This window comes from Burkholderia sp. BKH01 (assembly GCF_025685725.1).
Lineage (GTDB): Bacteria > Pseudomonadota > Gammaproteobacteria > Burkholderiales > Burkholderiaceae > Burkholderia > Burkholderia pyrrocinia_C.
The window spans coordinates 15688-38125 of sequence record NZ_JAOTQT010000019.1; the positions used below are offsets into that span (position 1 = coordinate 15688).

The window sequence follows — 22438 nt, forward strand, 5'->3', positions numbered from 1 at the left end:
GGCGGCGCCGCCGTGCGGCACGCACCGGCTATTGGCCCGCGAAACCGTCGAGTTCGCGGAACTGTTCGGCGAGCGCTGCCGTGAATGCGTCCAGCGCTTCGCTGCCGTCGCAGTTCCTCGGCGTCGCGAGCTGGAATTCGACCGTATGGCTCAACTTGCTCGCGAGCAGCCTGCGCATCTTCCCGGCCGCGACCCACGGCGCCGCGACGTGGTCGGGCAGGAAGCCGACGTGCGCGCCGGACAGGATGAAGATTACGTCGGCATCGACGTTTTCCGAGAACGCGGTCGGCTGCGCGTTGCGCAGCGCCGCACCCGACGTATTCGTCTTGTAGAGCCGTGCGACATTGCTCGCGTGCGCGATGTCGCCGACCGACACGGTCCGTTTCGCAAACAGCGGATGCCGGGCGCCGCAGTGGAGCGACTGGTGTTCGACGAACAGCGGCGCGTAGTGCAGGCCGGCCTGGTGGCCGGAAAAGTAGCCGATCGCGAGTTGCAGTTCGCCTTTCAGCAGCCCGCGCTCCAGTTCGTCGGGCGCGACCGCGATCATCTCGATCAGCACGTCCGGCGCCTGTTCGCGAAAGCGGCCGACGGCCGCCGCGATCGCTTCGATGATGTCCGGCGCGAGCCGCTCGGACAGGCCGATGCGCAACTCGCCGAGCAACGTGCCCGACACGTGCTGCGTATCGCGCGTGAACACGTCCATCGCCTGCAGGAGCCGCCGCGTCGACTGCAGCACGCGTTCGCCCTTCGGCGTCAGCCGGAACCCGCTTTTGCCGCGGTCGCACAGCCGGAACCCCAGGCGCGTCTCGAGCTTGGCCATCTGCGTGCTGATCGTCGAAGGCGCCATCCCGAGCGTGCCCTGTGCGGCGCTGAAGCCGCCGCTTTCGACGATCGTCAGGAATAGACGCAGCAACTGCAAATCCATGTCTCTCAGTCGGGTCAGCATGGCGATACATCGCGTTTTGTGAAGTCGGCTTATGTTAGTTCATATTTTTCGTTGGATGCGCTGACGGCAGAATCGGGCACGAGGTCGCCAGCCGCGCGGCCGCGTTCCCCTTCAGCCAGGAATCCGACGATGAGCCACAACGATCTCGCGTTCACGCGCGACAGCCTCTACGGCACGCAGGCCGAACCGACATTCGCGGGCGCGACGAGCTTCATGCGCCGGCGTTTCAGCCGCGATCTCGACGGCGTCGACCTTGCGATCACGGGCGTGCCGTTCGACGCCGCGGCATCGCACCGGCCCGGCACGCGCTTCGGCCCGCGCGGGTTGCGGATCGCATCGACGGGCATCGCGTGGGAGCGCCCGTGGCCGTGGTCATTCGATCCGTTCGACGTGCTGGCCGCGGTCGACTATGGCGATTGCGCGTTCGATCTCGGGCAACCCGAATCGGTGCCGGGTGCGATCGAGCGCCATGCCGATGCGATCCTCGCGCGCGGCTGCGCGATGCTGACGCTCGGCGGCGATCACTTCATCGCGTATCCGCTGCTGAAGGCACATGCGAAGGTGCACGGGCCGCTGTCGCTCGTGCATTTCGATGCGCATACCGACACGTGGCCCGACCGCGATGTGAAGCGCATCGATCACGGGACGATGTTCTATCACGCGGCGCGCGAAGGGTGGGTCGTGCCCGAACGGTCGGCGCAGATCGGCATTCGGACCACCAACGACGAGCCGATGGGATTCGACATCCAGGATGCGCGCGGCGTGCATGCGTCGACACCCGCCGCGGTCGCCGCGCGCATTCGCGAGCGCGTCGGCGATCATCCCGTGTACCTGACGTTCGACATCGACTGCCTCGATCCGGCGTTCGCGCCGGGCACCGGTACGCCGGTTTCAGGCGGGCTGTCGAGTCACCAGGCGTTCGAGATCCTGCGTCACCTGGAAGGCATCAACCTGATCGGCATGGATGTGGTCGAGGTGTCGCCGCCGTATGATCATGCGGAAATCACGTCGCTGGCGGGCGCGACGATCGCGCTGGAACTGATCTGCCTGTATGCATCGCGCCGGCGGCAGAAAAAGGAAGATTCGGTCGATGGATGAAATCACCTGGCGCAGGGCCGTTCCCGACGACGCGGCCGCGTGCATCGCGCTGCGCGGCAAGACGCGCGAATCCGCGTTCACCGACGCGCAGTTGCGCGAACCCGGCATCACCGCCGAGAGCTGGGGCGACGGGATACGCGCCGGCCGAATCCCGGCGCATCGTCGATTCGTAAAACTGTTTCGTCATACAAAGCGATGGCACGCTTGCGGCCCGCGCGCTGACCTACGATGGAGACATTGCTTTCATCGTCCTCCGAACCGTGTGCACCCACTACCGCGCCCCCGGTGAAGACCCGGGCATCAGCGAGCTGAAGATCGGCATCGGCGATCTGTACCGCCGCGACCCGTGGGCACCCGACGTGTATCCCGACTACGCGGCGCCGATCGCGTGCGCCGACGGCGACGGCCTCGCGGTCGCGGCGGCCGTGTTCGGCTTCTGGCCGAAATTCATGCAGCCCGAGCGGCTCGACGAGAACGGCCGGAAAAGAAAGAAGCTCGATACGATGAACGCTCGCGCGGAAACGGTCGGCTCGTCGCGGCTCTACGGTAGTGCGTGGCGCAACGGCCAGCGCTGCCTGATTCCGGCGCGGTGGATCTGCGAGCCGTGTTACGAAACCGGCCGCAACGTGTGGCAGCGGATCGGCGTCGACGGCTGGCAACCGTACTGTGTCGCCGGCATCTGGCGGCGCTACGAAGGCGACGACGGCCGCGAATGCATCGGCATGGCGATGCTCACGGTGAATGCCGACGATCATCCGGTGTTCGCGCGGATGCATCGGCCCGGCGACGAGAAGCGGGGCGTCGTGATCCTGCGGCGCGACGACTACGACGAATGGCTGCATGCGCGCGGCATCGAAGCCGCGCGGCGCATGCTGAACCTGCTCCCCGCAGGCGACATGACGGCCGCGCCCGATCAGGCACCTCCCGCGAGCGCCTGACCTTTCATTTTTCCGACGTCCGACTTGCAATCAAACCCGTCGGACGCGTCCCGATCGTTCGGACAATTTCCAAAATTTGCCGATTCCGGGTAATCACCGATATCTCGCAAGTTGTATATACAAGATCATCCGCTGGCAATGTCGGCACACGTCGTGCCGCTTGCGCGCCAGCGTGCAAACCGTGCGTGCGTGGCGCATGCCGGCGATCCACGGCGCCCCGCATCCGAAGAGCCGAAAGGGCGGCTCGCACGTTGCCTGTCTCTTTCAAACCATTTGCGATCCTGAGTATTTTGGAGATTTCCCCCGTGTCAACGAATTCCAGTGGAAAAGCCGGCGCCCTGATCGAGGTTCGCTCGATCGACTTCATTCCCGATGCCGAGCGCCACGGCGGCCTGCTGAGCCAGTTCACGCTGTGGCTGTCGGCGAACATGCAGATCACGGCGATCGTCACGGGCGCGCTCGCGGTCGTGCTCGGCGGCGACGTGTTCTGGTCGCTGGTCGCGCTGCTGCTCGGCCAGCTCGTCGGCGGCGCGGTGATGGCGCTGCATGGCGCGCAAGGGCCGCAGCTCGGGCTGCCGCAGATGATCTCGAGCCGCGTGCAGTTCGGCGTGTACGGCGCGATGATCCCGATCGTGCTCGTGTGCCTGATGTATATCGGCTTTTCCGCAAGCGGCTCGGTGCTGGCCGGGCAGGCCGTCGCGCAACTGCTGCACGTCGACGACGCGGCCGGCATCCTGCTGTTCGCGGCCGTGATCGTCGTGCTGACCGTGTTCGGCTATCGGGCGATCCACTTCGTCGGCCGGATCGCGAGCGTGGTCGGCATCGTCGCGTTCGTCTACATGTTCTCGCAACTGTTCGCGAACCACGACGTCGGCGCGCTGCTCGCGAACCGGCATTTCTCGCTTGCAAGCTTCCTGCTGTCGATGTCGCTGTCGGCGTCGTGGCAGATCGCGTTCGGCCCGTACGTCGCCGACTATTCGCGCTACCTGCCGCGCTCGACGTCGTCGGTCGCGACGTTTCTCGCGGTCGGCCTGGGCTCGGTGATCGGCGCGCAGGCGGCAATGGTGTTCGGCGTGTTCGCGGCCGCGCTGGCCGGCAGCCAGTTCGCGCACCATGAAGTCGCGTATATCGTCGGTCTCGGCTCGACGGGCGCCGTGGCCGCGCTGCTGTACTTCAGCATCGCGTTCGGCAAGGTGACGGTGACGGCGCTCAACGCGTACGGCAGCTTCATGTCGATGGCGACGATCGTCAGCGGCTTTCGCGGCAAGGGTGCCGTGTCGTCGAAGAGCCGCCTCGTGTACATCTTCGGGATGATCTGCGTGTCGACGCTGATCGCGCTCGCGGGCCGCCATTCGTTCCTGAAGGAATTCACCGCGTTCATCCTGTTCCTGCTCGCGTTCTTCACGCCGTGGAGCGCGATCAACCTGGTCGACTACTACTGCTTCACGCGCTCGCGCTACGACGTGCCGGCGCTGTCCGATCCGGATGGCCGCTACGGCCGCTGGAACGCGATGGCGATCACGATCTACTTGGTCGGCATCCTCGTGCAGTTGCCGTTCATGTCGACGCACATCTACACGGGGCCGCTCGTCGACGCGCTCGGCGGCACCGACATCTCGTGGATCCTCGGCCTGATCGTGCCGGCCGTGCTGTATTACATCGGTGCGCGCGCGTCGCGTCGCAGCATCCCCGAACGCCTGATCCTGCCGCTCGAACGCGGCGAAGTTCACCACTGACGACACGCATCGCGCATCGGGCCGGCCGGCGGCCGGCCTGAGCAGCATGTCGCGTCGGTCCCGGCGTTGCCAGCGCCGGTGGTCCACATATTTCCTGTCTTGCGATGCCGGTGCGGCACGATTGCCGCGCCCGGCATCGTCTCATTCTCTTTTAATCAAATAGTATGACTAAACAAATGAAATGCCGTGCGAGCGCTTCGCCGGTACGGCCGCCGCATGCCGTTCTTCGGATGACGGTCGCAGCCGTGTGTCTTGGCGGCTCGGGCGCCGCGCTCGCGCAGGACGGCGTCACGCTGTATGGCGTGATCGACGAATTCGCGCAGTACGTGAATACCGGCAACGGCTATACGGCGGCGATCGGCTCGGGTGGCCAGTGGGGCAGCCGGTTCGGGCTGAAGGGCGGCGAGGATATCGGCGGCGGGCAGAAAATCGAGTTCGCGCTGGAAAACGGCTTCAACCCGAACGACGGCTCGTTGGCGAGTTCGGGCAGCATGTTCAACCGGCAGGCGTGGGTCGGCGTCGCGGGGCAGTGGGGCAAGGTGCGCGCGGGCCGGCAGAATTCGCCGCTGTTCAACGACCAGGGCGGGCAGGATGCGTTCGGAGGCGTCACGCAGGCGTCCGGCATGGACAACCTGACCGTGTTCGCGTTTCGCACCAGCAATACGCTGTCGTACCAGAGCCCGGAGATCGCGGGCTTCCAGGGCGGGCTGTATTTCGGGTTCGGCGATGCGGGCGGTGCGCGCTCGGCGGGCTCCAGCCAGCAGTTCGACCTGACCTACGAACACGGGCCGTTCGCGGCGTTCGTCGCGGGCCAGTGGCTGAAGAACGCGACGGCGACCACGACCGATCGTACGATCATGGCCGGCGCATCGTATGCGATCGGCAAAGCGACGGTCTACGGCGGTTTCTCCGCGGTGAAGTGGGCCGACCTCGGAATCGATTCGCGCGTGTACGGGCTGTCGGTCAAATACCAGTTCAACCCGGCGAACTATGTCGCGCTCGGTTACGCGTATCTGCACGACCAGTCGTCGCAGGGCAACAACGCGGACCAGCTCGGGCTGATGTACGAATACGACCTGTCGAAGCGCACGAGCTTCTACGGCGCGCTGTCGTACCTGCGCAACCGCAACCAGGCCGGCTACACGCTCGCCGGCGCGGCGAATCCCGGCTTGCCGCTCGCGTATCCGGGCGCGAATGCGCGCGGCGTGCAGCTCGGCATCGTGCATCGCTTCTGATGTCGTCGACGCGCCGGGCCGTGTGCGCCCGGCGCTTTCTCCGCGCGCGTTCGCGCCGCTACTTCCCCAGCCGCTCCGCGAGCGAATAGCGCTGCATGCAGCGCTCCATCGCGTCGAGAAACGCGTGCTCGGCCGCGTTCATCTTGCGGTCGCGATGCCACAGCAGGAACACGTCGACATCGACGAGCCCGTCGTCTGGCGGCAGCCGCCACAGCCGCTGCTGCGCGATGTCGTCGCGCACGATGTGCTCGGGCAGGCAGCCGATCCCGTAGCCCGCGAAGATCAGCCGCCGCACTTCCTCGAGGCTCGGCGACGACGCGACGATGCGCCCCGTGAAGCCCTTCTGGTCGCGGAACACGGTGAGCGGCGACAGGCTGTCGCCGATCTGGTCGCTCGTGAACGACACGAAATTCTCCGCGAGCAGATCGTCCATCCGCAGTTGCGTCTGCCCGAACAGCCGGTGATGGCGGCCGCAGTAGATCGCATAACGCTGGCGCAGGAAGCAGCGCATCTCCAGCTTGTCGTGCGGCGTGCGGCACAGGCCGAGCCCGGCCGTGGCCGTCTTCTGCAGCAGCGACGAAAGAATGTCCGACGAGCGCATCACTTCGATCTGCAGGTCGATGCGCGGATACGCGCGATGGAATTCCGCGAGGAATTCGTCGTAGACGGGCGATTCGATGCGGCTCACCGTCAGCAGCCGGATCGAACCGGTCAGGTCGGCCGTGCTGTCGTCGATTTCCGTTTCGAGGCGCGAGATGCCGCCGTAGATGTCGCTTGCGATCCGGTACACGGCTTCGCCGGCCGGCGTCGGCGCGAAGTGCGCGCCACGCCGCTCGATCAGCCGGCGCTCGAGCGTGTCCTCGAGCCGCCGCAATGCCTGGCTCACGGCCGGCTGCGTCACGTGCAGGCGCGCGGCCGCGCGGCTCACGCTGCGCTCCTGCATGATCACCAGGTAGGTGCGCAGCAGGTTCCAGTCGAGACGGTCGTTCAGGAACGGGGCGAGGTCGGGGCGCATCGGGTCTCCGGGCGAGGCGTCGAGTCGGACATTAGTTGAATTTATACAGCGAATAATAACTTGAAATTTGACTAATGATTTGCGGTCGCCGATAAAGAAGGGGCGCCGCAGCGTGCGGCGCGAGGCCGCGACAGACGGCCGTCACCACGATATTGCGCGTCGCCCGCAACGCGGCGCGCGTCAGGAGCCCGCATGACCCAGTCCCTTCCTTCCGCCCGCCAGCCGGGACGCGCCGCGACGGCCGCGTTCATCGGCACGATGATCGAGTGGTACGACTTCTACATCTACGCGACCGCCGCCGCACTCGTGTTCGGCGAACTCTATTTCCCGTCGCACGACCCGTTCGTCAGCACGATGGCGTCGTTCGCGACGTTCGCGGTCGGCTTCTTCGCGCGGCCGCTCGGCGGCGTCATCTTCGGCCATCTCGGCGACCGCATCGGCCGCAAGAAGGCGCTGATGACGACGCTGATGATGATGGGCGTCGCGACCGTCTGCGTCGGGCTGCTGCCCGACTATTCGAAGGTCGGCATGCTCGCGCCGGTGCTGCTCGTCGTGCTGCGCGTCGTGCAGGGGATCGCGGTCGGCGGCGAATGGGGCGGCGCGGTGCTGATGGCGGGCGAGCACGCGCCGCAGGGGCGCCGCACGTTCTTCGCGTCGTTCGCGCAGCTCGGCAGCCCGGCCGGGCTGATCCTGTCGCTGATCGCGTTCCGCGCGGTCACGTCGATGGACAAGGCCGACTTCCTCGCATGGGGCTGGCGCCTGCCGTTTCTCGCGAGCGCGGTGCTGCTCGTGGTCGGCATCCTGATCCGGCTCGGCGTGAACGAGTCGCCGGAATTCGCACGCGTGAAGGAAGCGAACCGCACGGTGAAGCTGCCGGTCGCCGAAGTGTTCCGTTCCGCGTCGGGGCTCGTGGCCCTGTGCATCGGCGCGAACACGATCGGGATCGCGGGCGTCTATTTCACGAACACGTTCATGATCGCGTACACGACGCAGTACGTCGGCGTATCGCGTTCGCTGATCCTCGACAGCCTGTTCGCGGTCGCGATCATCCAGTTCGTCGCGCAGCCGATCGCCGCATGGATCGCCGAGCGGATCGGCGGCGCGCGCTTCCTGAAGCTCGCGGCGCTGCTCGCGATGCTGTCGCCGTATCCGATGTTCATGCTCGTGCAGGGCGGCACGTCCGCGTCGCTCGTCGCGGGCATCGCGCTTGCGGTCGTGTGCATGGCCGGTTTCTATTCGGTGATCGCGGGCTTCGTCAGCGACGTGTTTCCCGCGCACGTGCGCTATTCGGCGATCTCGCTCGCCTACCAGATCTGCGGCGCGATCGCGGGCGGCCTGACGCCGCTCGTCGGCACGTGGCTCGCGCATCGCTTTGTCGGTCAGTGGTGGCCGCTCGCGGTGTTCTACACGTGTCTCGCCGGCATTTCGCTGCTCTGCATCGTCGCGCTCGATGCGCGCCGGGCCGCGCAGCCGGCCGCCGCCGAAGCGCTCGGCTCGCATTGAACCTGCAAGAACGAATTCATCCGGAGTGCACATGAAAGACCTGTTGGAAATCGACGCCGCGCGTCTGTGGCAGAGCCTGGCCGACATGGCACGCGTCGGCGCGACGCCGCGCGGCGGCGTGCGGCGCCTCGCGCTCACCGACGACGACCGCCGCGGCCGCGACCTGTTCGCGCAATGGTGCCGCGACGCGGGGATGACGGTGAGCGTCGATGAAGCCGGCAACCTGTTTGCGCGACGCGACGGCACCGATGCGCAGGCCGTGCCGGTGGTGATCGGCAGCCATCTCGATACGCAGCCCGAAGGCGGCCGCTTCGACGGCGTGTATGGCGTGCTCGCCGCGCTCGAACTCGTGCGCACGCTGAACGACGCGGGCATCGCGACCGACAAGCCGCTGGAGATCGTGTCGTGGACCAACGAGGAAGGCGCGCGCTTCGCGCCGGCGATGCTCGGCTCGGCGGTGTTCACGGGCGCGTTGTCGCTCGCCGACGCACTGGCGAAGCAGGACGCCGACGGCGTCACGCTCGGCGCCGCGCTGGACGCATGCGGTTATCGCGGCACGCGCGCGACGGGCGGCGCGGTCGATGCGTATTTCGAAGCGCATATCGAGCAGGGGCCCGTGCTCGAGGCGAACGGCACGACGATCGGCATCGTCACGGGCGGGCAGGCGATCCGCTGGCTCGACGTGACGGTAACGGGCGTCGCCGCGCACGCGGGCACGACGCCGATGCCGTATCGCAAGGACGCATATTTCGCGAGCGCGCAGATCGCGCTCGAACTCGAACGGATCGTCGCCGGCTACGCGCCGCGCGGGCTCGCGACGATCGGGCAGGTCGGCATCCGCAACGCGTCGCGCAACACCATCGCCGGCGACGTGACATTCACGGTCGACCTGCGCCATCACGACGATGCCGAAGTCGATGCGATGGAGCGCGACCTGCGTGATGCGTGCATGCGCGTCGCCGCCGCGCGGGGCGTGCAGGTCGCGATCGATACCTGCTGGCGCAGCCCGGCGACGCCGTTCGATCGCGACTGCGTCGAGCTGGTTGCGCAGGCGGCCGCCGCGTTCGGTTACACGAACGAGCGGATCGTCAGCGGCGCCGGCCACGATGCGATCGTGCTCGCGCGCCGCTTCCCGACCGCGATGGTGTTCATCCCGTGCGTCGATGGCCTGTCGCACAACGAAGCCGAGGATGCATTGCCCGACGACGTGACGCGCGGCACGAACGTGCTGCTGCATGCGGTGCTGGCGCGCGCCGGCATTGCGGCGCGCATCGAAACGGCAACCGCCGCGCACGATGCATGACGCGGCGAACCGACGAGGACGAACGATGAAAACCTATTTCCATCCCGAACAATTGCTGCACCATCCGCGCAGCTACCTGTCGCGCGGGCAGATGCGCGAACCGCAGGAAGTGCCGGAGCGCGCGGCGCGGCTCGTCGCAGCGGTGCGCTCGCTCGACTTCGATGTGCGGGAGCCGGCCGACCGCGGCACCGCGCCGATCGCGGCCGTGCACGACATGAACTACCTGCGCTTTCTCGAGGACGCGCACCGCGACTGGAAGCAGATGCCCGACGACTGGGGCGACGAAGTGATGTCGAACGTGTTCGTGCGCGATCCGAACCCGCTGCGCGGCGTGCTCGCGAAAGCCGCGCGCTATCTCGCCGACGGCAGTTGCCCGGTCGGCGCGAATACTTGGCGCGCCGCGTACTGGTCCGCGCAGGGCGCACTCGCGGCCGCGGCCGACGTCAACGACGGCGCGCGCGAGGCCTACGCCTTGTGCCGGCCGCCCGGGCATCATGCGCGCCGCGACGCGGCCGGCGGCTTCTGCTACCTGAACAATGCGGCGATCGCCGCGCAGTCGCTGCTCGGCCGCCATCGCCGGGTCGCGATCCTCGATACCGACATGCATCACGGGCAGGGCGTGCAGGAGATCTTCTACGGCCGCGACGACGTGCTGTACGTATCGATCCATGGCGACCCGACCAACTTCTATCCGGTCGTCGCGGGCTACGAGGAAGAGACGGGCGCGGGCGCGGGCGACGGCTTCAACCTCAACCTGCCGATGCCGCACGGCGCGCCGGAGTCGGCATTCTTCGAGCGGCTCGACGACGCGCTGCGCGCGCTCGCGCGGTTCCAGCCCGATGCGCTCGTGCTCGCGCTTGGCTTCGACATCTACAAGGACGACCCGCAATCGCAGGTCGCCGTCACGACCGACGGTTTCGGGCGGCTCGGCGGCGCGATCGGTGCGCTCGGGTTACCGACGGTGATCGTGCAGGAGGGCGGTTATCACCTCGACAGCCTCGACGCGAACGCGCGTGCGTTCTTCGGCGGGTTTGCCGGCGCGCGCTGACGCAGCAGTGCCGGATCGCATGCGCCGCCCGCGCCGGGTGTCGGCGCGGGACGGGGCGCGATTACGAATTCGCGGCGGCCGGTGTGCTGCGCCGCTGTGCCATCTGCAGCACGACGAGCGCGAGTCCGGCCGCGGCGATCAGTCCGCCGACGAGCGGCACCGCCGCATAGCCGAAGCCGGCCGAGATCGCCGCGCCGCCGGCTGCCGCGCCGACCGCGTTGCCGAGGTTGAACGCGCCGATGTTGACGGCCGACGCGAGGCCCGGTGCTTCGTGCGCCGCACGCATCACGCGCATCTGCAGCGGCGGCACGACCGCGAACGTCGCGATACCCCAGACGAGCAGCGTGACCGCGGCGCCGGCATGCGTGCTGGCGAGCAGCGGGAACGCGGCCATCGTCGCGATCAGCAGCAGCAGGAAACCGACCAGCGTGCCGTCGAGCGAGCGGTCGGCCAGGCGGCCGCCCGCGATGTTGCCGATCGAGAAGCCGACGCCGATCAGCACGAGCATCGCGGTCACGAAGCCGGGCGTCGCGCCGGTCAGGTGTTCGAGCGTCGGCGCGACATACGTGTAGAGCGTGAACATCGCACCGGCGCCGAGCACCGTCGTCCCGAGTGCACCGAGCACGACCGGGCGCGTCAGCACCGACAGCTCGGCGCGCAGGTCGGGCATCTTGCCGGCTTCACCCTTCGGCAGCGCGGCGAACAGGCCGGCGATCGCGATCAGGCCGAGGCCCGCGGTCGCCGCGAACGACATGCGCCAGCCGATGATCTGGCCGAGCCAGGTCGCGGCCGGCACGCCGCCGACGTTTGCGATCGTGAGACCCATGAACATCGTCGCGACCGCGCTGGCCTGCTTGTCGCGCGGCACGAGGCTGGCCGCGACCACCGAGCCGAGCCCGAAGAACGCGCCGTGGTTGAGGCTCGTCACGAGGCGGGCGAGCAGCAGTGTCGTGTAGCCCGGCGCGACGGCCGACAACAGGTTGCCGATCGTGAAGATCGACATCAGCGCGATCAGTGCCGAGCGGCGCGACCAGCGCGCGAGCAGCAAGGTCATCAGCGGTGCGCCGACCATCACGCCGATCGCATATGCGCTGATCAGCATGCCGGCCTGCGGGATCGACACGCGCACGCCGTCGGCGATCACGGGCAGCAGGCCCATCGGCGAGAACTCGGTCGTGCCGATGCCGAACGCGCCGGCGGCGAGCGCCAGCAGCGGCAGCGCGGCACCGCCGCCCCGGCGGGAAGGAGAAGAGGTCGTGGCGTTCACGCGGGGAGCTCCTGTAATCGAGGGACAACAGCATGGAGCTGTTGAGAACAGGGCGAAGTGTGCCTGCATTACTTTTGCGGAAAAAGCTGCATGCGAACGAAATTATCTTGATTCCATGTCAACAATGCGGAGCGCGTCCGACGTGCGCGCGAGGCCCGCGGGCGGCGCGCCGGCGGGGCGGGCGGGCGAAGATGTTTGTTGCGAAAGGTTTTTCGTCATGCGAAGGGCGTGGCCTCCGGCCGGGGGATCGCGATCCGGTGGCGGCTTGCGGCGGATCGACGCTCGTCGCGCGCGGCGATCCGGGAGCCGGCCGGCGACTGCGCAGCGGCGTGTGACCGGAGGATCGGACAGGGCCTTCATGCGCGGGCTACAACCCGGCGCGGACATCGCGTCGCGGCCGAAAACCCTTTGCCGGCGCGGTGCGCGGGCAAAAAAGCCCCGGCCACAGGGGGACCGTGACCGGGGCGGAAACGCATCCTCTCATTGGCACGAGGACTGGATGCGCGCGAAGTATATTTCGGTGCATGACAATTCGAAATGGCGTTAAACGGCCGTTTTTGGTGTCAATTTAAAAATGCGGGCGCCGGGACGTCCGTCGTCACCGTTTTAAAGGATCGTTCGCGGGTGGGCTCGATCACGCTGCCTGGCGCGTTGCACCGGCCAAAACGTCGATTTGACGGAGGGCGGAATCCGTTCGCCAGCCGGTGGCGCGAATCGCGTCGCTCGATCGCTTGCCGCGCGCGCCCGGTATCCGACGCGCGGCGCCCGGTCAATCCGGTTCGCCGGCCGCCTCGCGCACGGCCGCGAGAAACCGTGCGACGACGGGCGACGGTACCGCTGCCGCGCCGTCGAACACGAACTCGATGTCGAAGCGGCTCGCGAGCTCGTCGAGCGCGACGAGCCGGACCGTGCGCGGGCAGGTCGGCGATGCGCTTTCCGGCACGAACGCACAGCCCATCCCGGCCGCGACGAGGCCGATCAGCGTCGGGATGTCGCTGCCGACCTGCGCGATGCGCGGCGTGAAGCCGGCCTGCCGGCACTGTGCCATCAGGAACCGGTGGTGCGCGGCGGAGCGCTGCGCGTCGAACCAGACGAACGGCTCGTTCGCGACGTCGGCCAGCGTGCGCGGCGCGTTGAAGCGTCCGCCGGGCGGCGCGGGCATCGCGAGCACGAAGCGGTCGCTCAGCAGCCGCACGCCCGACAGGTGTGGCGCCTCGTCGCGACGCCACGCCATGATTCCGCCATCGAGCTGGCCCCGCACCAGCGCGCTCGCCTGTTCGGCCGACAGCATCGGCGCGATCGACAGCTTCACGTCCGGGCACGCGTCGCGAAACGCCTTGAGCACGTTCGCGACGACGGGCAGCGGCAGGCAGTTCGGCAGTGCACCGAGCCGCAGTTCGCCGAGCTGGCCGGCCGCGCTGCGCAGCGCGCGTTCGCGGCTGTCCTGCAGCGTCGCGAGCAGGCCGGTCGCATCCCGCAGGAAGCTCGCGCCGGCCGCGGTCAGCGTGACGCCGGTGGCGCGGCGGATCAGCAGCGGCGTGCCGATCGCGTCCTCGAGTTCGCGAATCTGCCGCGACAGCGCGGGCTGGACGATGCCGGCCGCGCGGGCGCCGGCCATCACGCTGCCGGCTTGCGCGACGGCCACGAAGTAACGCAGGTGACGCAGTTCGATCTGGCGCATGCGGAGCCCGTTCCGGTTCGTTGATATGCCTGGGAAGCATAGCAAACGCCATTCGATGGTATTGGAAAGCATGGCGGGCGTGCCGTACGATGACCGTCGTTGCCGCACTCGTTCGCGAGTCGTGTGTGTTCCCTCCGTTCCGATCGTGTCTCGTCCCATGCCGCTTCATATCCCGACCCCTTATATCCGCTCGCAAATCGCATCCCGCCGGCTCGGCAGGACCATCCGGCTGAAGCTCGACGCGCTGCAGCCGTCGGGTTCGTTCAAGCTGCGCGGCATCGGCGCCGTCTGCGAAGCGCGGCACGCGGCCGGCGCGCGGCGGTTCGTGTCGTCGTCGGGCGGCAACGCGGGCATCGCGGTCGCGTATTGCGGGCGCGAACTCGGCGTGCCGGTGCTGGTCGTCGTGCCGGAAAGCGCGTCGGCTCGCGCGCGCGAGCTGATCCGCGTCGAGGGCGCGGAGCTGGTCGTGCACGGCGCGAGCTGGGCCGAGGCGAACGCGTTCGCGCAGTCGGCGCTCGGCGAGCACGACGCGTTCGTGCATCCGTTCGACGATCGCGTGCTGTGGCAGGGGCACGCGACGATGATCGACGAGATGGCGGCCGTCGGCCCGAAGCCCGACGCGGTCGTGCTCGCAGTCGGCGGCGGCGGGCTGCTGTGCGGCGTGCTCGAAGGGCTGGCGCGCAACGGCTGGCACGACGTGCCGGTCGTCGCGGCCGAAACGGAAGGCGCCGACTGCTATGCGCGCTCGGTCGCGCAAGGGCGCCCGGTCGAATTGCCGGCGATCGCGAGCATCGCAACGTCGCTCGGCGCGAAGCGGCCGTGCGACGCGGCGGTCGAATGGGCGACGCGGCACGAGATCCATCCCGTCGTCGTGTCCGATGCGGAAGCGGTGGCTGCGTCGCTGCGGTTCCTGGACGAACACCGGATCGTCGTCGAGCCTGCGTGCGGTGCCGCGCTGGCCGCGCTCGAGCAGCCGGTGCCGGTGCCGGTGCTTGCGTCGGCGTCGGACATCGCCGTGATCGTCTGCGGCGGCGTGACGGCGACCGTCGAGCATCTGCGGACGCTGCGCGCGACGTTGCGATAAGCGGGGAAGCCGGCACGCGGGTTGGTCGGGCGACGGAGGGACGATCGTCGATTTCGGCGACGGTGGGCATCGGCTATGCAGCGATTGCCGCGAAGCGTGTCATACCCGGATTCGGATGTCGTAGCGCCGGCATCGCGTTCCCGTTATGTCAATGGCGGAATCGCTGCCGGCAGGCAGCTAACGGGCGCGCGGAAATTCCTGCGGCGGATGAAGGGGAAGGGGATGCGTATCGTCGCGCTGCGCCGGATGCGGCCGGGCGCGACGATACGGACGGCCAGTCGGACGGCCGGTCAGTTCGCGGCCGGTGCGCTCGCGGCCGGTGCGCTCGCGCCGGAAGGCGCGGATGACGCGATGGGGTCCGCTGCGGCAGGGGCGGGCGTTTTGTCCGCCGGCGTATGCGACGCGCTCGACGGCGCGGATGCCGATACCGATGCGGATGCGGATGCGGATGTTGCGGCCCGAGGCGCCGGCACGGTCGATGCCGGCTTGGCGGCGGCCGGCGCTGCAACGACGGGCGTCGATGCCGCGGGAGGCGGCGACGCCGTGCCGGAAGCGGGTGCAGGCGCGGAAGCCGGTGCGGGAGCCGAAGCCGACGCATGCACCGAACCGGAAGCTGACGCAGGTGCGGAAGCCGATGCTGCCACCGAACCGGACGCGGCCACCGGCACGGCAGCGCGCATCGCAGCCGGCGCGACAACGGCCGACGCCGCGGCCGGCACGGCGTTCGCGCCCGACCCGGGCGCGACACCCGGCACCGAAAGCGGCACCGGCGCCGCGGGCGGCGTCGGGACGACCGGCGTCGTCATCTTCATCGGTTCGCCCTGCGGCGTCGGCGCGGGTTCGGGCAGCGGCGTGACGGCTTCCTTCTCGGCGGCCTTCACGGTGGCGCGGTCGCGGCGGGCCGGGTCGATCTTCAGGAAATGGTCGACGAGATTGAAGAAGCGCTCGTAGAACACGCCGGCGGGAATCGTCTCGCTCGCGGTCTTCACGAGCGCATCGTCGCTCGACCCGATCGGCAGCGACAGCGAGCCGAACACGCTGAGGCCGACGCTGGCCGACGTATTCGACTTCTTCAGCGTGTAGCGGTCCTGCACCGCGTTCACGTACGCGATGCTCGACGAGCCGTCCGCGTTCGCATCCGCGCACACGACGTGAAACTCGATCACGACGTGCATGTCGTTGTTCGGCTGGAAGTTCTTGCTGCCGTCGACCGCGTCGTTGCGCGACGACGACACCACATAACCCTGGCTCAACAGCGCGCGCCGCGCGGCCTCGCAGGCCGCGTCGGATTTCGAATGGAACGTATGCGCATACGGGCTGGTCGTCGCGTCGAACTGTTCCTGCTGGTAGATCGGCTTGGGCGGCGACGAGCACGCCGCCAGCACGGTCGCGGCCGCGAGCGCGCACGAAACGGAAAACAGGCGAAATCGGTTGTGCATGGCGTCTTTCAGAAGGCTCGGCGAGATGCCGCGCGGGGGTTGCGCGCGTCGCGCGGCAACCGGATGGCGGCCGTCGCGCACGGGCGGGGCCGGTAATGGGCGCGTGGCAATCTCGGATGGCCGGGGCGTCATTATAGTTTCGTTTGATGTCGCGTTCGCTTCGGCGGCCGTTTCCGCCCATGACAGTTTCGGCGAGCCATGACGGCGAGAACGATCGCGAACCGGCGCTAGCCGGCCGGCGACGGCCGCGCGGAAGCCAGCAATTGCGACGTCAACGGATGATGTTCGCCGCGCCGCGAGCGGATCGCGTGGATTTCCTCGGTCACGTCGCCCGCGCGCCCGAGCCGCCTGAGGCCGCGCAGCAGCGACGCGTCGTTTGCGCCGAGCTCGCTCAGCGGGAACACGCCGAGGCCGCGCGCCGCGAACACGGCCATCAGCGCGCTGTCCTCGAATTCCCCGGCCACGCGCGGCACGATCCGTTCGCCTTCGAGCCATCGGTCGAGGCGCGCGCGCAGCGCCGAATGCGCGGTCGGCAGCAGCACGGGCAGGTCGGCCAGGCACTGCGGAAAGCGTTGCCGCGCGGCCGGCGTGACGAGCGCCGCGGGGCCATACCAGTCGACCGGCGATGCGACGAGCCGTTCGCTCGTCACACGCAGGTTCGACCCTGACGGCGCACCCTGGCCGGCCAGCACGAGATCGAGATGATGCAGCGCGAGTTCCGCGAGCAGCGCATCGTGCTCGCCCTCATGGCACAGCAGCCGCAGCGTGGGTGTATCGAGCACCGGTGCGAGGATCGCGTGCGCGGCGAGCTTCGAGATGCCGTCCGCGAGGCCGACCGCGAGCCGCACGGTCGGCTGGCTGGCCGCCGCGCGCACTTCGTCGGGAATCAGCCGCCCCATCTGGAAGATGACCTCCGCGCGCGCATACGCGGCCTGGCCCGCGTCGGTCATCGCGACGCCGCGCCCGGCCGGGCGCAACAACTGGTGCCCGAGCGATTTCTCGAGCTCGCGCACCTGCGCGCTGATCGTCTGCACGGCCATGTCGAGCCGCCCGGCCGCGCGCGCGAAGCCGCCTTCCTTCACGACGACCCAGAAATAGTACAGATGTCGGAAATTGAGCATCGGATCGAGACTTCGGAAAAACCGAACTTAAAATCAGATTCTCTCTGATTTTTCCGAAGTCCGGGGTGGCATATCATCGGGCTTTCCACTTTCGTATCGGCCCATTTCATGGACTACCTGCTGACGCTTGCCGCCGACCCCGCCGTCTGGGCCGCGCTCCTGACGCTCGTCGTGATGGAAGTCGTGCTCGGCATCGACAACCTGATCTTCATCTCGATCCTCAGCAACAAGCTGCCCGAAGCGCAGCGCGCCCGCACGCAGCGCCTCGGCATCGCGCTCGCGCTGGTGATGCGCCTCGCGCTGCTCGGCAGCGTCGCGTGGATCGCGAGCCTGACCGAACCCGTGTTCACGCTCTTCGACCACGCGTTCTCGTGGCGCGACATGATCCTGCTGTCGGGCGGCCTGTTCCTCGTCTGGAAGGCGACCACCGAGATCCATCACCACGTGTCGCACGACGGTGACGGCGAGGGCGGTTCCGGCGGCGCGGCCGGCCTGACGATGTTGGCCGCGATCGGCCAGATCGTGATGCTTGACATCGTGTTCTCGATCGACAGCATCGTGACCGCGATCGGCATGACCGAGCACGTCCCGATCATGTTCGTCGCGGTGATCGTCGCCGTGGCCGTGATGCTGTTCGCTGCGCAGCCGCTTGCACGCTTCATCGACCGCAATCCGACCATCGTGATGCTTGCTCTGTCGTTCCTGGTCGTGATCGGCATGACGCTGATCGCCGAAGGCTTCGGTTCGCACGTGCCGAAGGGTTACATCTACGCGGCGATGGCGTTCTCGGCTTTCGTCGAGGGCATGAACATGCTGGCGCGGCGCGCGAAGGCGAAGCGCGCGGCACGGGTGGAAGGCCGCTGAACGATCACGCGTGACGCCGGCCGCCGCGACGGCCGGCTCGCGCCTTCATACGGAATTCGTCAGGAATTCGCACCAAAAGGAGAAACGCGATGAAATGCCCTGTCTGCAAGACGCCCGACCTGCTGATGGCCGAGCGCCAGTCGATCGAGATCGACTACTGCCCGACGTGCCGCGGCGTGTGGCTCGATCGCGGCGAACTCGACAAGTTGATCGCACGCGAGGGCGGCGATGCGCCGGCGCGGCGCGACGAGCCGCCTGCTTCGCGCGACGCCCACGCCAACACCCATGCACCGCGCGATCGCGATGGCTGGGGGCGCGACGGCCGCTCGCACGACGACCGTCACCGGCACGACGGCCAGCGCCGTCGCAAGTCGGTGTTCGACCTGTTCGATTTCGATTGAATCCGGACGCGCCGCGTACGCTCGCGCGTCGCCCGTTGCAAAAAAACCCCGCCGGGTATCGCGCCCGGCGGGGCTTTTTCATGCGTGTCGCGTCACCACACGACACGTGCCGACGCTTACGCGTTGCCGGCCGTCACGTCGATGCGGCGCGGGCGCGTTTCTTCGCGGCGCGGGATCGTCAACGTCAGCACGCCGTCACGCAGGTTCGCGTCGATCCTCGATGTGTCGAGATCGGGGCTCAGCACGAACGTGCGCGCATAGCGCGGCGCGCGGATTTCGGTGTGCCGCACGCGCAGGTCGGCCGGCGTGTCGATGTGCGTATCGGCTTCGATCGTCAGCGTGTTGTCGTGCACCTTCACGTCGAGGTTCTCGCGCGGCACGCCGGGCAGGTCGGCCCGCAGCGTGACGCCGAGATTGTTCTCGACGATGTCGACGGCCGGCGTGATCGCGGGCCGGCGCGCGGCGTCCGCGGCAGCCGGGTGGGCAGTGGCGGTATGGCGTTCGGCCAGGGTCTGGTTCGTATTCATGTCGGTATCCTGAATATTACTGAACGGTGATCGCACGCGGCTTCGATGCCTCGCGCCGGCCGATGCGAATCAGCAGGCAGCCGTTTTCGTAACGCGCGCTGACGTTGTCGGCGTCCGCATTCTGCGGCAGCTCGACGACGCGGCGGAACGTGCCGTGAAAGCGCTCCTGCGCATACGTGCGCACGTCGTCGCCTTCGCCGCGCGGCGCCGGTTTGCGCTCGCCGCTGATCGTCAGCAGGTCCTTGTCGATCGACACGTCGAAGTCGGCCGCGGTCATGCCGGGCGCGAACGCGACGATCTCGATCGCATCGTCGGTGGCGCCGACGTCGAGCGCGGGAAATGCGCCCGGCCGCACCGCGCGGATGCCGGGCGGGAGCTCGCCGAACAGGTTCGCGACCTGCCGTTGCACGCGGGCGAATTCGTCGAACAGGTCGTGGCCGTTATGGATACCGCTCATGATGGTCCTCCGGAACAGGGAACGCGGGAGACGCGACGGCGCGACGCCTGCGGCGGGCGCGACGGGTGGCTCCACTGGGTCGAAACGGGGGCAGTGCGTTTGCGTGGAGCACTGCCCGGCAACGCGTAATTAGTGGCTGCCGCAGCGCATTTCAAGAGGGAATCCGCAACTTGCGTCAACGTGTGCCCGTACGATTCGATGCGACAATCGCCGAGATATCAGCAGACCAACGAGACGGGACAACCATGGATATTCGACGCATCGCGATCGTCGGCGCCGGCGTGATCGGCGCGAGCTGGGCCGCTTTCTATCTGACGCAGGGCTTCGACGTCGTCGCGACCGATCCTGCGCCGCAGGCCGACGCGCGGCTGCGCGACGCGCTGGCCGCGTTTCTCGGCGACCGGGCCGCCGAACTTTCCGCGCGGCTGTCGTTCGACGCCGATCTCGTGCGCGCGCTCGACGGTGTCGATTTCGTGCAGGAGAACGGCCCGGAACGACTCGACCTGAAGCGCGCGCTGTATCGGCAAATGGACGACGTGCTGCCCGCGCACGTGCCGATCGCGTCGAGTTCGTCGGGCCTGAAGATGTCGGACATCCAGACCGCGTGCGCGAAGCATCCGGAACGCTGCCTGATCGCGCATCCGTTCAACCCGCCGCACCTGATTCCGCTCGTCGAGCTGGTCGGCGGCGACGCGACAGGCCAGGACGTGATCGCGCGCGTGAAGGATTTCTACGATGCGCTCGGCAAACAGACGATCGTCCTCAACAAGGAGATGACCGGCCACGTCGCGAACCGGCTCGCGGCCGCGCTGTTCCGCGAGGTGTATCACCTCGTCGGCGAAGGTGTCGTGAGTGTGGCCGATGCGGACAAGGCCGTGGCATGGGGCCCGGGCTTGCGCTGGGGGCTGATGGGGCAGTGCCTGACCTATCACCTCGGCGGCGGCGCGGGCGGGATCGCGCACTTCCTCGAACACCTGTCGGGGCCGATCACGAGCTGGTGGGACGACCTCGGCACGCCTTCGTTCGATCCGGCCGTCGATCGCAAGCTGACCGACGAATTGCGCGCGATCCAGGGCGAGCACTCGATGCAGGCGCTGGCGGCCGAGCGCGACCGGCTGCTCGTCGAGCTGATCGACGCACGGCGTCGAAGCTTTTTGCCCTGACCGCGTCGCGGCGGTGCGTTTCGGTCGGGCCGCGATCGGTCGGGCCGCGATCGGTTAGGCCTTGCTTGGCTACTGCTGCGCCGCCGTTTGCGGTGCTTGCGGCGTCTGGGCAAGCCACGAGGGGCTCGCGGCCTGCACGAGTTCGCGGTTGCGCGCGCGCGTCGCGGCGCTCGGCGGATAGTTGCCGTCGTTCGTCGGCAGTTCGCCGTCGAGATAGGCCTGCTTGAGCTGGGCGAGCACTTCCGCGCGTGTCAGGCCCGGTTCGGGCGCGGCGGCATCGGTCTGGGCAAAGGCGGGGGAAAGCAGCGCGGCTGCGGCGGTCGCGACGACGAATCGCAAGACGTTCATGGTGTGCTCCGATCAAGGGGACGGGACACCGGATGCGCACGGCGGCTTGCCGTGCGTTCCGATGGGCCCCATTGTCGCGAGCGGGTGCTGCGCGGACGATGACGCGTTCCGGGCAAGGCTGTCAGTTGCGGGCACGGCCGCGCATGCGTGTCGTCCACCGTCGCTGCTGTTGCCGCTACAACTCCGCCGCCGCCGCGATCAGCGTGGCTTCTAGTGCGAGCGTCGAGCGCGACGCGGCGGCCGGCCGGTCGATCACGTATTCGAGTTCGCCGAGTTCGGGCAACCCCGCGTCGAGTCGCGCGAGCCCGGCCGGGATCACGTAGCCGGCGAACGCGCTGACGCCGAGCCCCGCGCTCGCGGCCGCGCGCAGTACCGCGATGCTGCTGCTTACCACCGCGATCCGGTAGGGCCGGCCGATCGCGTCGAGCGTTTCGAGCACGCGGCGCCGCGACACGCTCGGCTCCGGATGCAGGGCGAGCGGCAGCACGGCCTCGTGGCCGGTGATCCGCGAATCGGGGCCGGTGCACCAGTACAGCGGCTCGCTGCGGATCACGCGGCCGCGCCGGCTGCCCGCGATGCGCTTCGCGAACACGAGATCGTGCCGGCCTTCGTCGAGCGCGTCGAACAGGTCGCCCGACAGCCCGGTCGAGATCGCGAGCTCGACTTCCGGGTTGCGCTGCACGAAGCTCGCGAGCGCGGACGTCAGGTGCGTCGACGCGAAATCCTCCGACATCGCGAGCCGCACCTTGCCCGACAGCGGCGGCCCGCATACCGACGTGACGGCCTCGTCCATCAGTTCGAGGATGCGCACCGCGTAGCGGAACAGCGCGTCGCCGTGCTGCGACAGGTGCACGTTGCGCGTGTCGCGCTCGAACAGCGGCCGGTCGAGCAGCTCCTCGAGGCGGCGGATATGCTGGCTGACGGTCGACTGCGACAGGTTCACGCGCTCGGACGCGGCGGTGAAGCTGCCGGACTGGGCGACAGCGACGAAGCTGCGCAGCAGCTCGGGCGGTAACGGGCGCATTGCTAAATCCACTGAATCGGTTTCGACAACTTCATAAATGGCCGGATATTGCGGCGCTAGTATCGGATCACGCCCCGGTGCGGCCCGTGTAACGGGGTGAACCGGACGCGTGGCCCGTGTCGTGCCGGCGGCTGCTTCGGTCAGTCTACGGCATCCGGCGTCCGGCCCGAAACGGCATCATCCCATCGACCGCCCGAGAACGCGCCCGCACGACGGGCCGCCGGGCCGCGGCGCACCGCC

21 protein-coding genes are annotated in these 22438 nt (G+C 68.4%); 11 read left to right on the forward strand and 10 right to left on the reverse strand.

Annotated features, from left to right (window positions below):
- Window positions 1–28: 28 nt before the first annotated feature.
- The gene (locus OEJ37_RS24205) at window positions 29–946 is read right to left on the reverse strand and encodes a LysR family transcriptional regulator (protein ID WP_175945556.1); all 918 of its coding nucleotides are present in this window, start codon (window positions 944–946) and stop codon (window positions 29–31) included.
- A gap of 129 nt (window positions 947–1075) precedes the next feature.
- Between OEJ37_RS24205 and speB the strand changes: the two genes are divergently transcribed.
- The 4 genes from speB to OEJ37_RS24230 all read left to right on the forward strand — a co-directional run bounded on the left by speB (window position 1076) and on the right by OEJ37_RS24230 (window position 5953).
- Window positions 1076–2044, forward strand: coding sequence for an agmatinase (speB, locus tag OEJ37_RS24210; RefSeq protein ID WP_263346293.1), 969 nt, complete (start codon window positions 1076–1078; stop codon window positions 2042–2044).
- Between the two features lie 260 nt (window positions 2045–2304).
- Complete coding sequence (locus OEJ37_RS24220; protein WP_175918839.1) at window positions 2305–2982, forward strand: SOS response-associated peptidase family protein; 678 nt, start codon at window positions 2305–2307, stop codon at window positions 2980–2982.
- Window positions 2983–3287: 305 nt separating this feature from the next.
- The gene (locus OEJ37_RS24225; protein ID WP_263346297.1) at window positions 3288–4718 is read left to right on the forward strand and encodes a purine-cytosine permease family protein; all 1431 of its coding nucleotides are present in this window, start codon (window positions 3288–3290) and stop codon (window positions 4716–4718) included.
- Between the two features lie 164 nt (window positions 4719–4882).
- Window positions 4883–5953: a porin gene (locus OEJ37_RS24230; protein ID WP_174419064.1), complete on the forward strand. Its 1071-nt coding sequence runs from the start codon at window positions 4883–4885 to the stop codon at window positions 5951–5953.
- Window positions 5954–6011: 58 nt separating this feature from the next.
- Here the strand turns inward: OEJ37_RS24230 and OEJ37_RS24235 are convergent, their stop codons facing one another.
- A complete protein-coding gene (locus OEJ37_RS24235) occupies window positions 6012–6968 on the reverse strand; it encodes a LysR family transcriptional regulator (RefSeq protein WP_069745718.1) in 957 nt (318 codons plus the stop codon).
- 192 nt (window positions 6969–7160) lie between these two features.
- Here OEJ37_RS24235 and OEJ37_RS24240 point away from each other — a divergent pair, with 192 nt between their 5' ends.
- From OEJ37_RS24240 to OEJ37_RS24250, 3 genes are read left to right on the forward strand one after another with little or no spacing between them, the layout of a single operon-like run.
- The gene (locus tag OEJ37_RS24240; protein ID WP_175918837.1) at window positions 7161–8471 is read left to right on the forward strand and encodes an MFS transporter; all 1311 of its coding nucleotides are present in this window, start codon (window positions 7161–7163) and stop codon (window positions 8469–8471) included.
- A 31-nt stretch (window positions 8472–8502) separates the two neighbouring features.
- A complete protein-coding gene (locus OEJ37_RS24245; protein WP_263346303.1) occupies window positions 8503–9774 on the forward strand; it encodes a Zn-dependent hydrolase in 1272 nt (423 codons plus the stop codon).
- Window positions 9775–9799: 25 nt separating this feature from the next.
- Window positions 9800–10822 (forward strand): histone deacetylase family protein, encoded by a 1023-nt coding sequence (locus OEJ37_RS24250; RefSeq protein WP_174419068.1) that lies wholly within the window; start codon window positions 9800–9802, stop codon window positions 10820–10822.
- A gap of 61 nt (window positions 10823–10883) precedes the next feature.
- On the opposite strand, the gene OEJ37_RS24255 is transcribed toward OEJ37_RS24250, so the two are convergent.
- Together OEJ37_RS24255 and OEJ37_RS24260 are read right to left on the reverse strand one after the other, a co-directional pair.
- Window positions 10884–12089 carry an MFS transporter gene (locus tag OEJ37_RS24255; protein ID WP_263346306.1) on the reverse strand — a complete coding sequence of 402 codons (1206 nt, stop codon included), beginning with the start codon at window positions 12087–12089 and terminating at the stop codon, window positions 10884–10886.
- 769 nt (window positions 12090–12858) lie between these two features.
- Entirely contained in the window at window positions 12859–13770 is a 912-nt protein-coding gene (locus OEJ37_RS24260) for a LysR family transcriptional regulator (RefSeq protein ID WP_152855247.1), read from the reverse strand.
- Window positions 13771–13927: 157 nt separating this feature from the next.
- Here OEJ37_RS24260 and OEJ37_RS24265 point away from each other — a divergent pair, with 157 nt between their 5' ends.
- Window positions 13928–14854: a pyridoxal-phosphate dependent enzyme gene (locus tag OEJ37_RS24265; protein WP_263346311.1), complete on the forward strand. Its 927-nt coding sequence runs from the start codon at window positions 13928–13930 to the stop codon at window positions 14852–14854.
- A 290-nt stretch (window positions 14855–15144) separates the two neighbouring features.
- Here the strand turns inward: OEJ37_RS24265 and OEJ37_RS24270 are convergent, their stop codons facing one another.
- The gene (locus tag OEJ37_RS24270) at window positions 15145–16293 is read right to left on the reverse strand and encodes a DUF2242 domain-containing protein (protein ID WP_263346313.1); all 1149 of its coding nucleotides are present in this window, start codon (window positions 16291–16293) and stop codon (window positions 15145–15147) included.
- 227 nt (window positions 16294–16520) lie between these two features.
- Window positions 16521–17414, reverse strand: coding sequence for a LysR family transcriptional regulator (locus tag OEJ37_RS24275; protein ID WP_174419072.1), 894 nt, complete (start codon window positions 17412–17414; stop codon window positions 16521–16523).
- Between the two features lie 108 nt (window positions 17415–17522).
- Between OEJ37_RS24275 and OEJ37_RS24280 the strand changes: the two genes are divergently transcribed.
- On the forward strand, window positions 17523–18278 hold the full coding sequence (locus OEJ37_RS24280) for a TerC family protein (RefSeq protein WP_263346317.1): 756 nt from the start codon (window positions 17523–17525) through the stop codon (window positions 18276–18278).
- Window positions 18279–18367: 89 nt separating this feature from the next.
- Window positions 18368–18679 (forward strand): zf-TFIIB domain-containing protein, encoded by a 312-nt coding sequence (locus tag OEJ37_RS24285; RefSeq protein WP_175918830.1) that lies wholly within the window; start codon window positions 18368–18370, stop codon window positions 18677–18679.
- A 116-nt stretch (window positions 18680–18795) separates the two neighbouring features.
- Here the strand turns inward: OEJ37_RS24285 and OEJ37_RS24290 are convergent, their stop codons facing one another.
- Window positions 18796–19206 carry an Hsp20/alpha crystallin family protein gene (locus tag OEJ37_RS24290; protein WP_263346322.1) on the reverse strand — a complete coding sequence of 137 codons (411 nt, stop codon included), beginning with the start codon at window positions 19204–19206 and terminating at the stop codon, window positions 18796–18798.
- A gap of 16 nt (window positions 19207–19222) precedes the next feature.
- The gene (locus tag OEJ37_RS24295; protein WP_263346326.1) at window positions 19223–19663 is read right to left on the reverse strand and encodes an Hsp20/alpha crystallin family protein; all 441 of its coding nucleotides are present in this window, start codon (window positions 19661–19663) and stop codon (window positions 19223–19225) included.
- A gap of 245 nt (window positions 19664–19908) precedes the next feature.
- Between OEJ37_RS24295 and OEJ37_RS24300 the strand changes: the two genes are divergently transcribed.
- Complete coding sequence (locus OEJ37_RS24300; RefSeq protein WP_174419077.1) at window positions 19909–20826, forward strand: 3-hydroxyacyl-CoA dehydrogenase NAD-binding domain-containing protein; 918 nt, start codon at window positions 19909–19911, stop codon at window positions 20824–20826.
- A 69-nt stretch (window positions 20827–20895) separates the two neighbouring features.
- Here OEJ37_RS24300 and OEJ37_RS24305 read toward each other — a convergent pair whose 3' ends face one another.
- Window positions 20896–21174: a DUF4148 domain-containing protein gene (locus tag OEJ37_RS24305; protein WP_174419078.1), complete on the reverse strand. Its 279-nt coding sequence runs from the start codon at window positions 21172–21174 to the stop codon at window positions 20896–20898.
- Window positions 21175–21349: 175 nt separating this feature from the next.
- A complete protein-coding gene (locus OEJ37_RS24310; protein WP_072435890.1) occupies window positions 21350–22198 on the reverse strand; it encodes a LysR substrate-binding domain-containing protein in 849 nt (282 codons plus the stop codon).
- Window positions 22199–22438: the final 240 nt, after the last annotated feature.

Bases quoted from the DNA above. Each gene is read 5' to 3' on its own strand.
- OEJ37_RS24260 (WP_152855247.1), bottom strand. From the start codon at position 13,770: ATGCGCCAGATCGAACTGCGTCACCTGCGTTACTTCGTGGCCGTCGCG.
- OEJ37_RS24300 (WP_174419077.1), top strand. From the start codon at position 19,909: ATGGATATTCGACGCATCGCGATCGTCGGCGCCGGCGTGATCGGCGCG.
- OEJ37_RS24285 (WP_175918830.1), top strand. From the start codon at position 18,368: ATGAAATGCCCTGTCTGCAAGACGCCCGACCTGCTGATGGCCGAGCGC.
- OEJ37_RS24250 (WP_174419068.1), top strand. From the start codon at position 9,800: ATGAAAACCTATTTCCATCCCGAACAATTGCTGCACCATCCGCGCAGC.
- OEJ37_RS24230 (WP_174419064.1), top strand. From the start codon at position 4,883: ATGACTAAACAAATGAAATGCCGTGCGAGCGCTTCGCCGGTACGGCCG.
- OEJ37_RS24245 (WP_263346303.1), top strand. From the start codon at position 8,503: ATGAAAGACCTGTTGGAAATCGACGCCGCGCGTCTGTGGCAGAGCCTG.
- OEJ37_RS24295 (WP_263346326.1), bottom strand. From the start codon at position 19,663: ATGAGCGGTATCCATAACGGCCACGACCTGTTCGACGAATTCGCCCGC.
- OEJ37_RS24265 (WP_263346311.1), top strand. From the start codon at position 13,928: ATGCCGCTTCATATCCCGACCCCTTATATCCGCTCGCAAATCGCATCC.
- OEJ37_RS24305 (WP_174419078.1), bottom strand. From the start codon at position 21,174: ATGAACGTCTTGCGATTCGTCGTCGCGACCGCCGCAGCCGCGCTGCTT.
- speB (WP_263346293.1), top strand. From the start codon at position 1,076: ATGAGCCACAACGATCTCGCGTTCACGCGCGACAGCCTCTACGGCACG.
- OEJ37_RS24235 (WP_069745718.1), bottom strand. From the start codon at position 6,968: ATGCGCCCCGACCTCGCCCCGTTCCTGAACGACCGTCTCGACTGGAAC.
- OEJ37_RS24280 (WP_263346317.1), top strand. From the start codon at position 17,523: ATGGACTACCTGCTGACGCTTGCCGCCGACCCCGCCGTCTGGGCCGCG.
- OEJ37_RS24310 (WP_072435890.1), bottom strand. From the start codon at position 22,198: ATGCGCCCGTTACCGCCCGAGCTGCTGCGCAGCTTCGTCGCTGTCGCC.
- OEJ37_RS24240 (WP_175918837.1), top strand. From the start codon at position 7,161: ATGACCCAGTCCCTTCCTTCCGCCCGCCAGCCGGGACGCGCCGCGACG.
- OEJ37_RS24275 (WP_174419072.1), bottom strand. From the start codon at position 17,414: ATGCTCAATTTCCGACATCTGTACTATTTCTGGGTCGTCGTGAAGGAA.
- OEJ37_RS24290 (WP_263346322.1), bottom strand. From the start codon at position 19,206: ATGAATACGAACCAGACCCTGGCCGAACGCCATACCGCCACTGCCCAC.
- OEJ37_RS24270 (WP_263346313.1), bottom strand. From the start codon at position 16,293: ATGCACAACCGATTTCGCCTGTTTTCCGTTTCGTGCGCGCTCGCGGCC.
- OEJ37_RS24205 (WP_175945556.1), bottom strand. From the start codon at position 946: ATGCTGACCCGACTGAGAGACATGGATTTGCAGTTGCTGCGTCTATTC.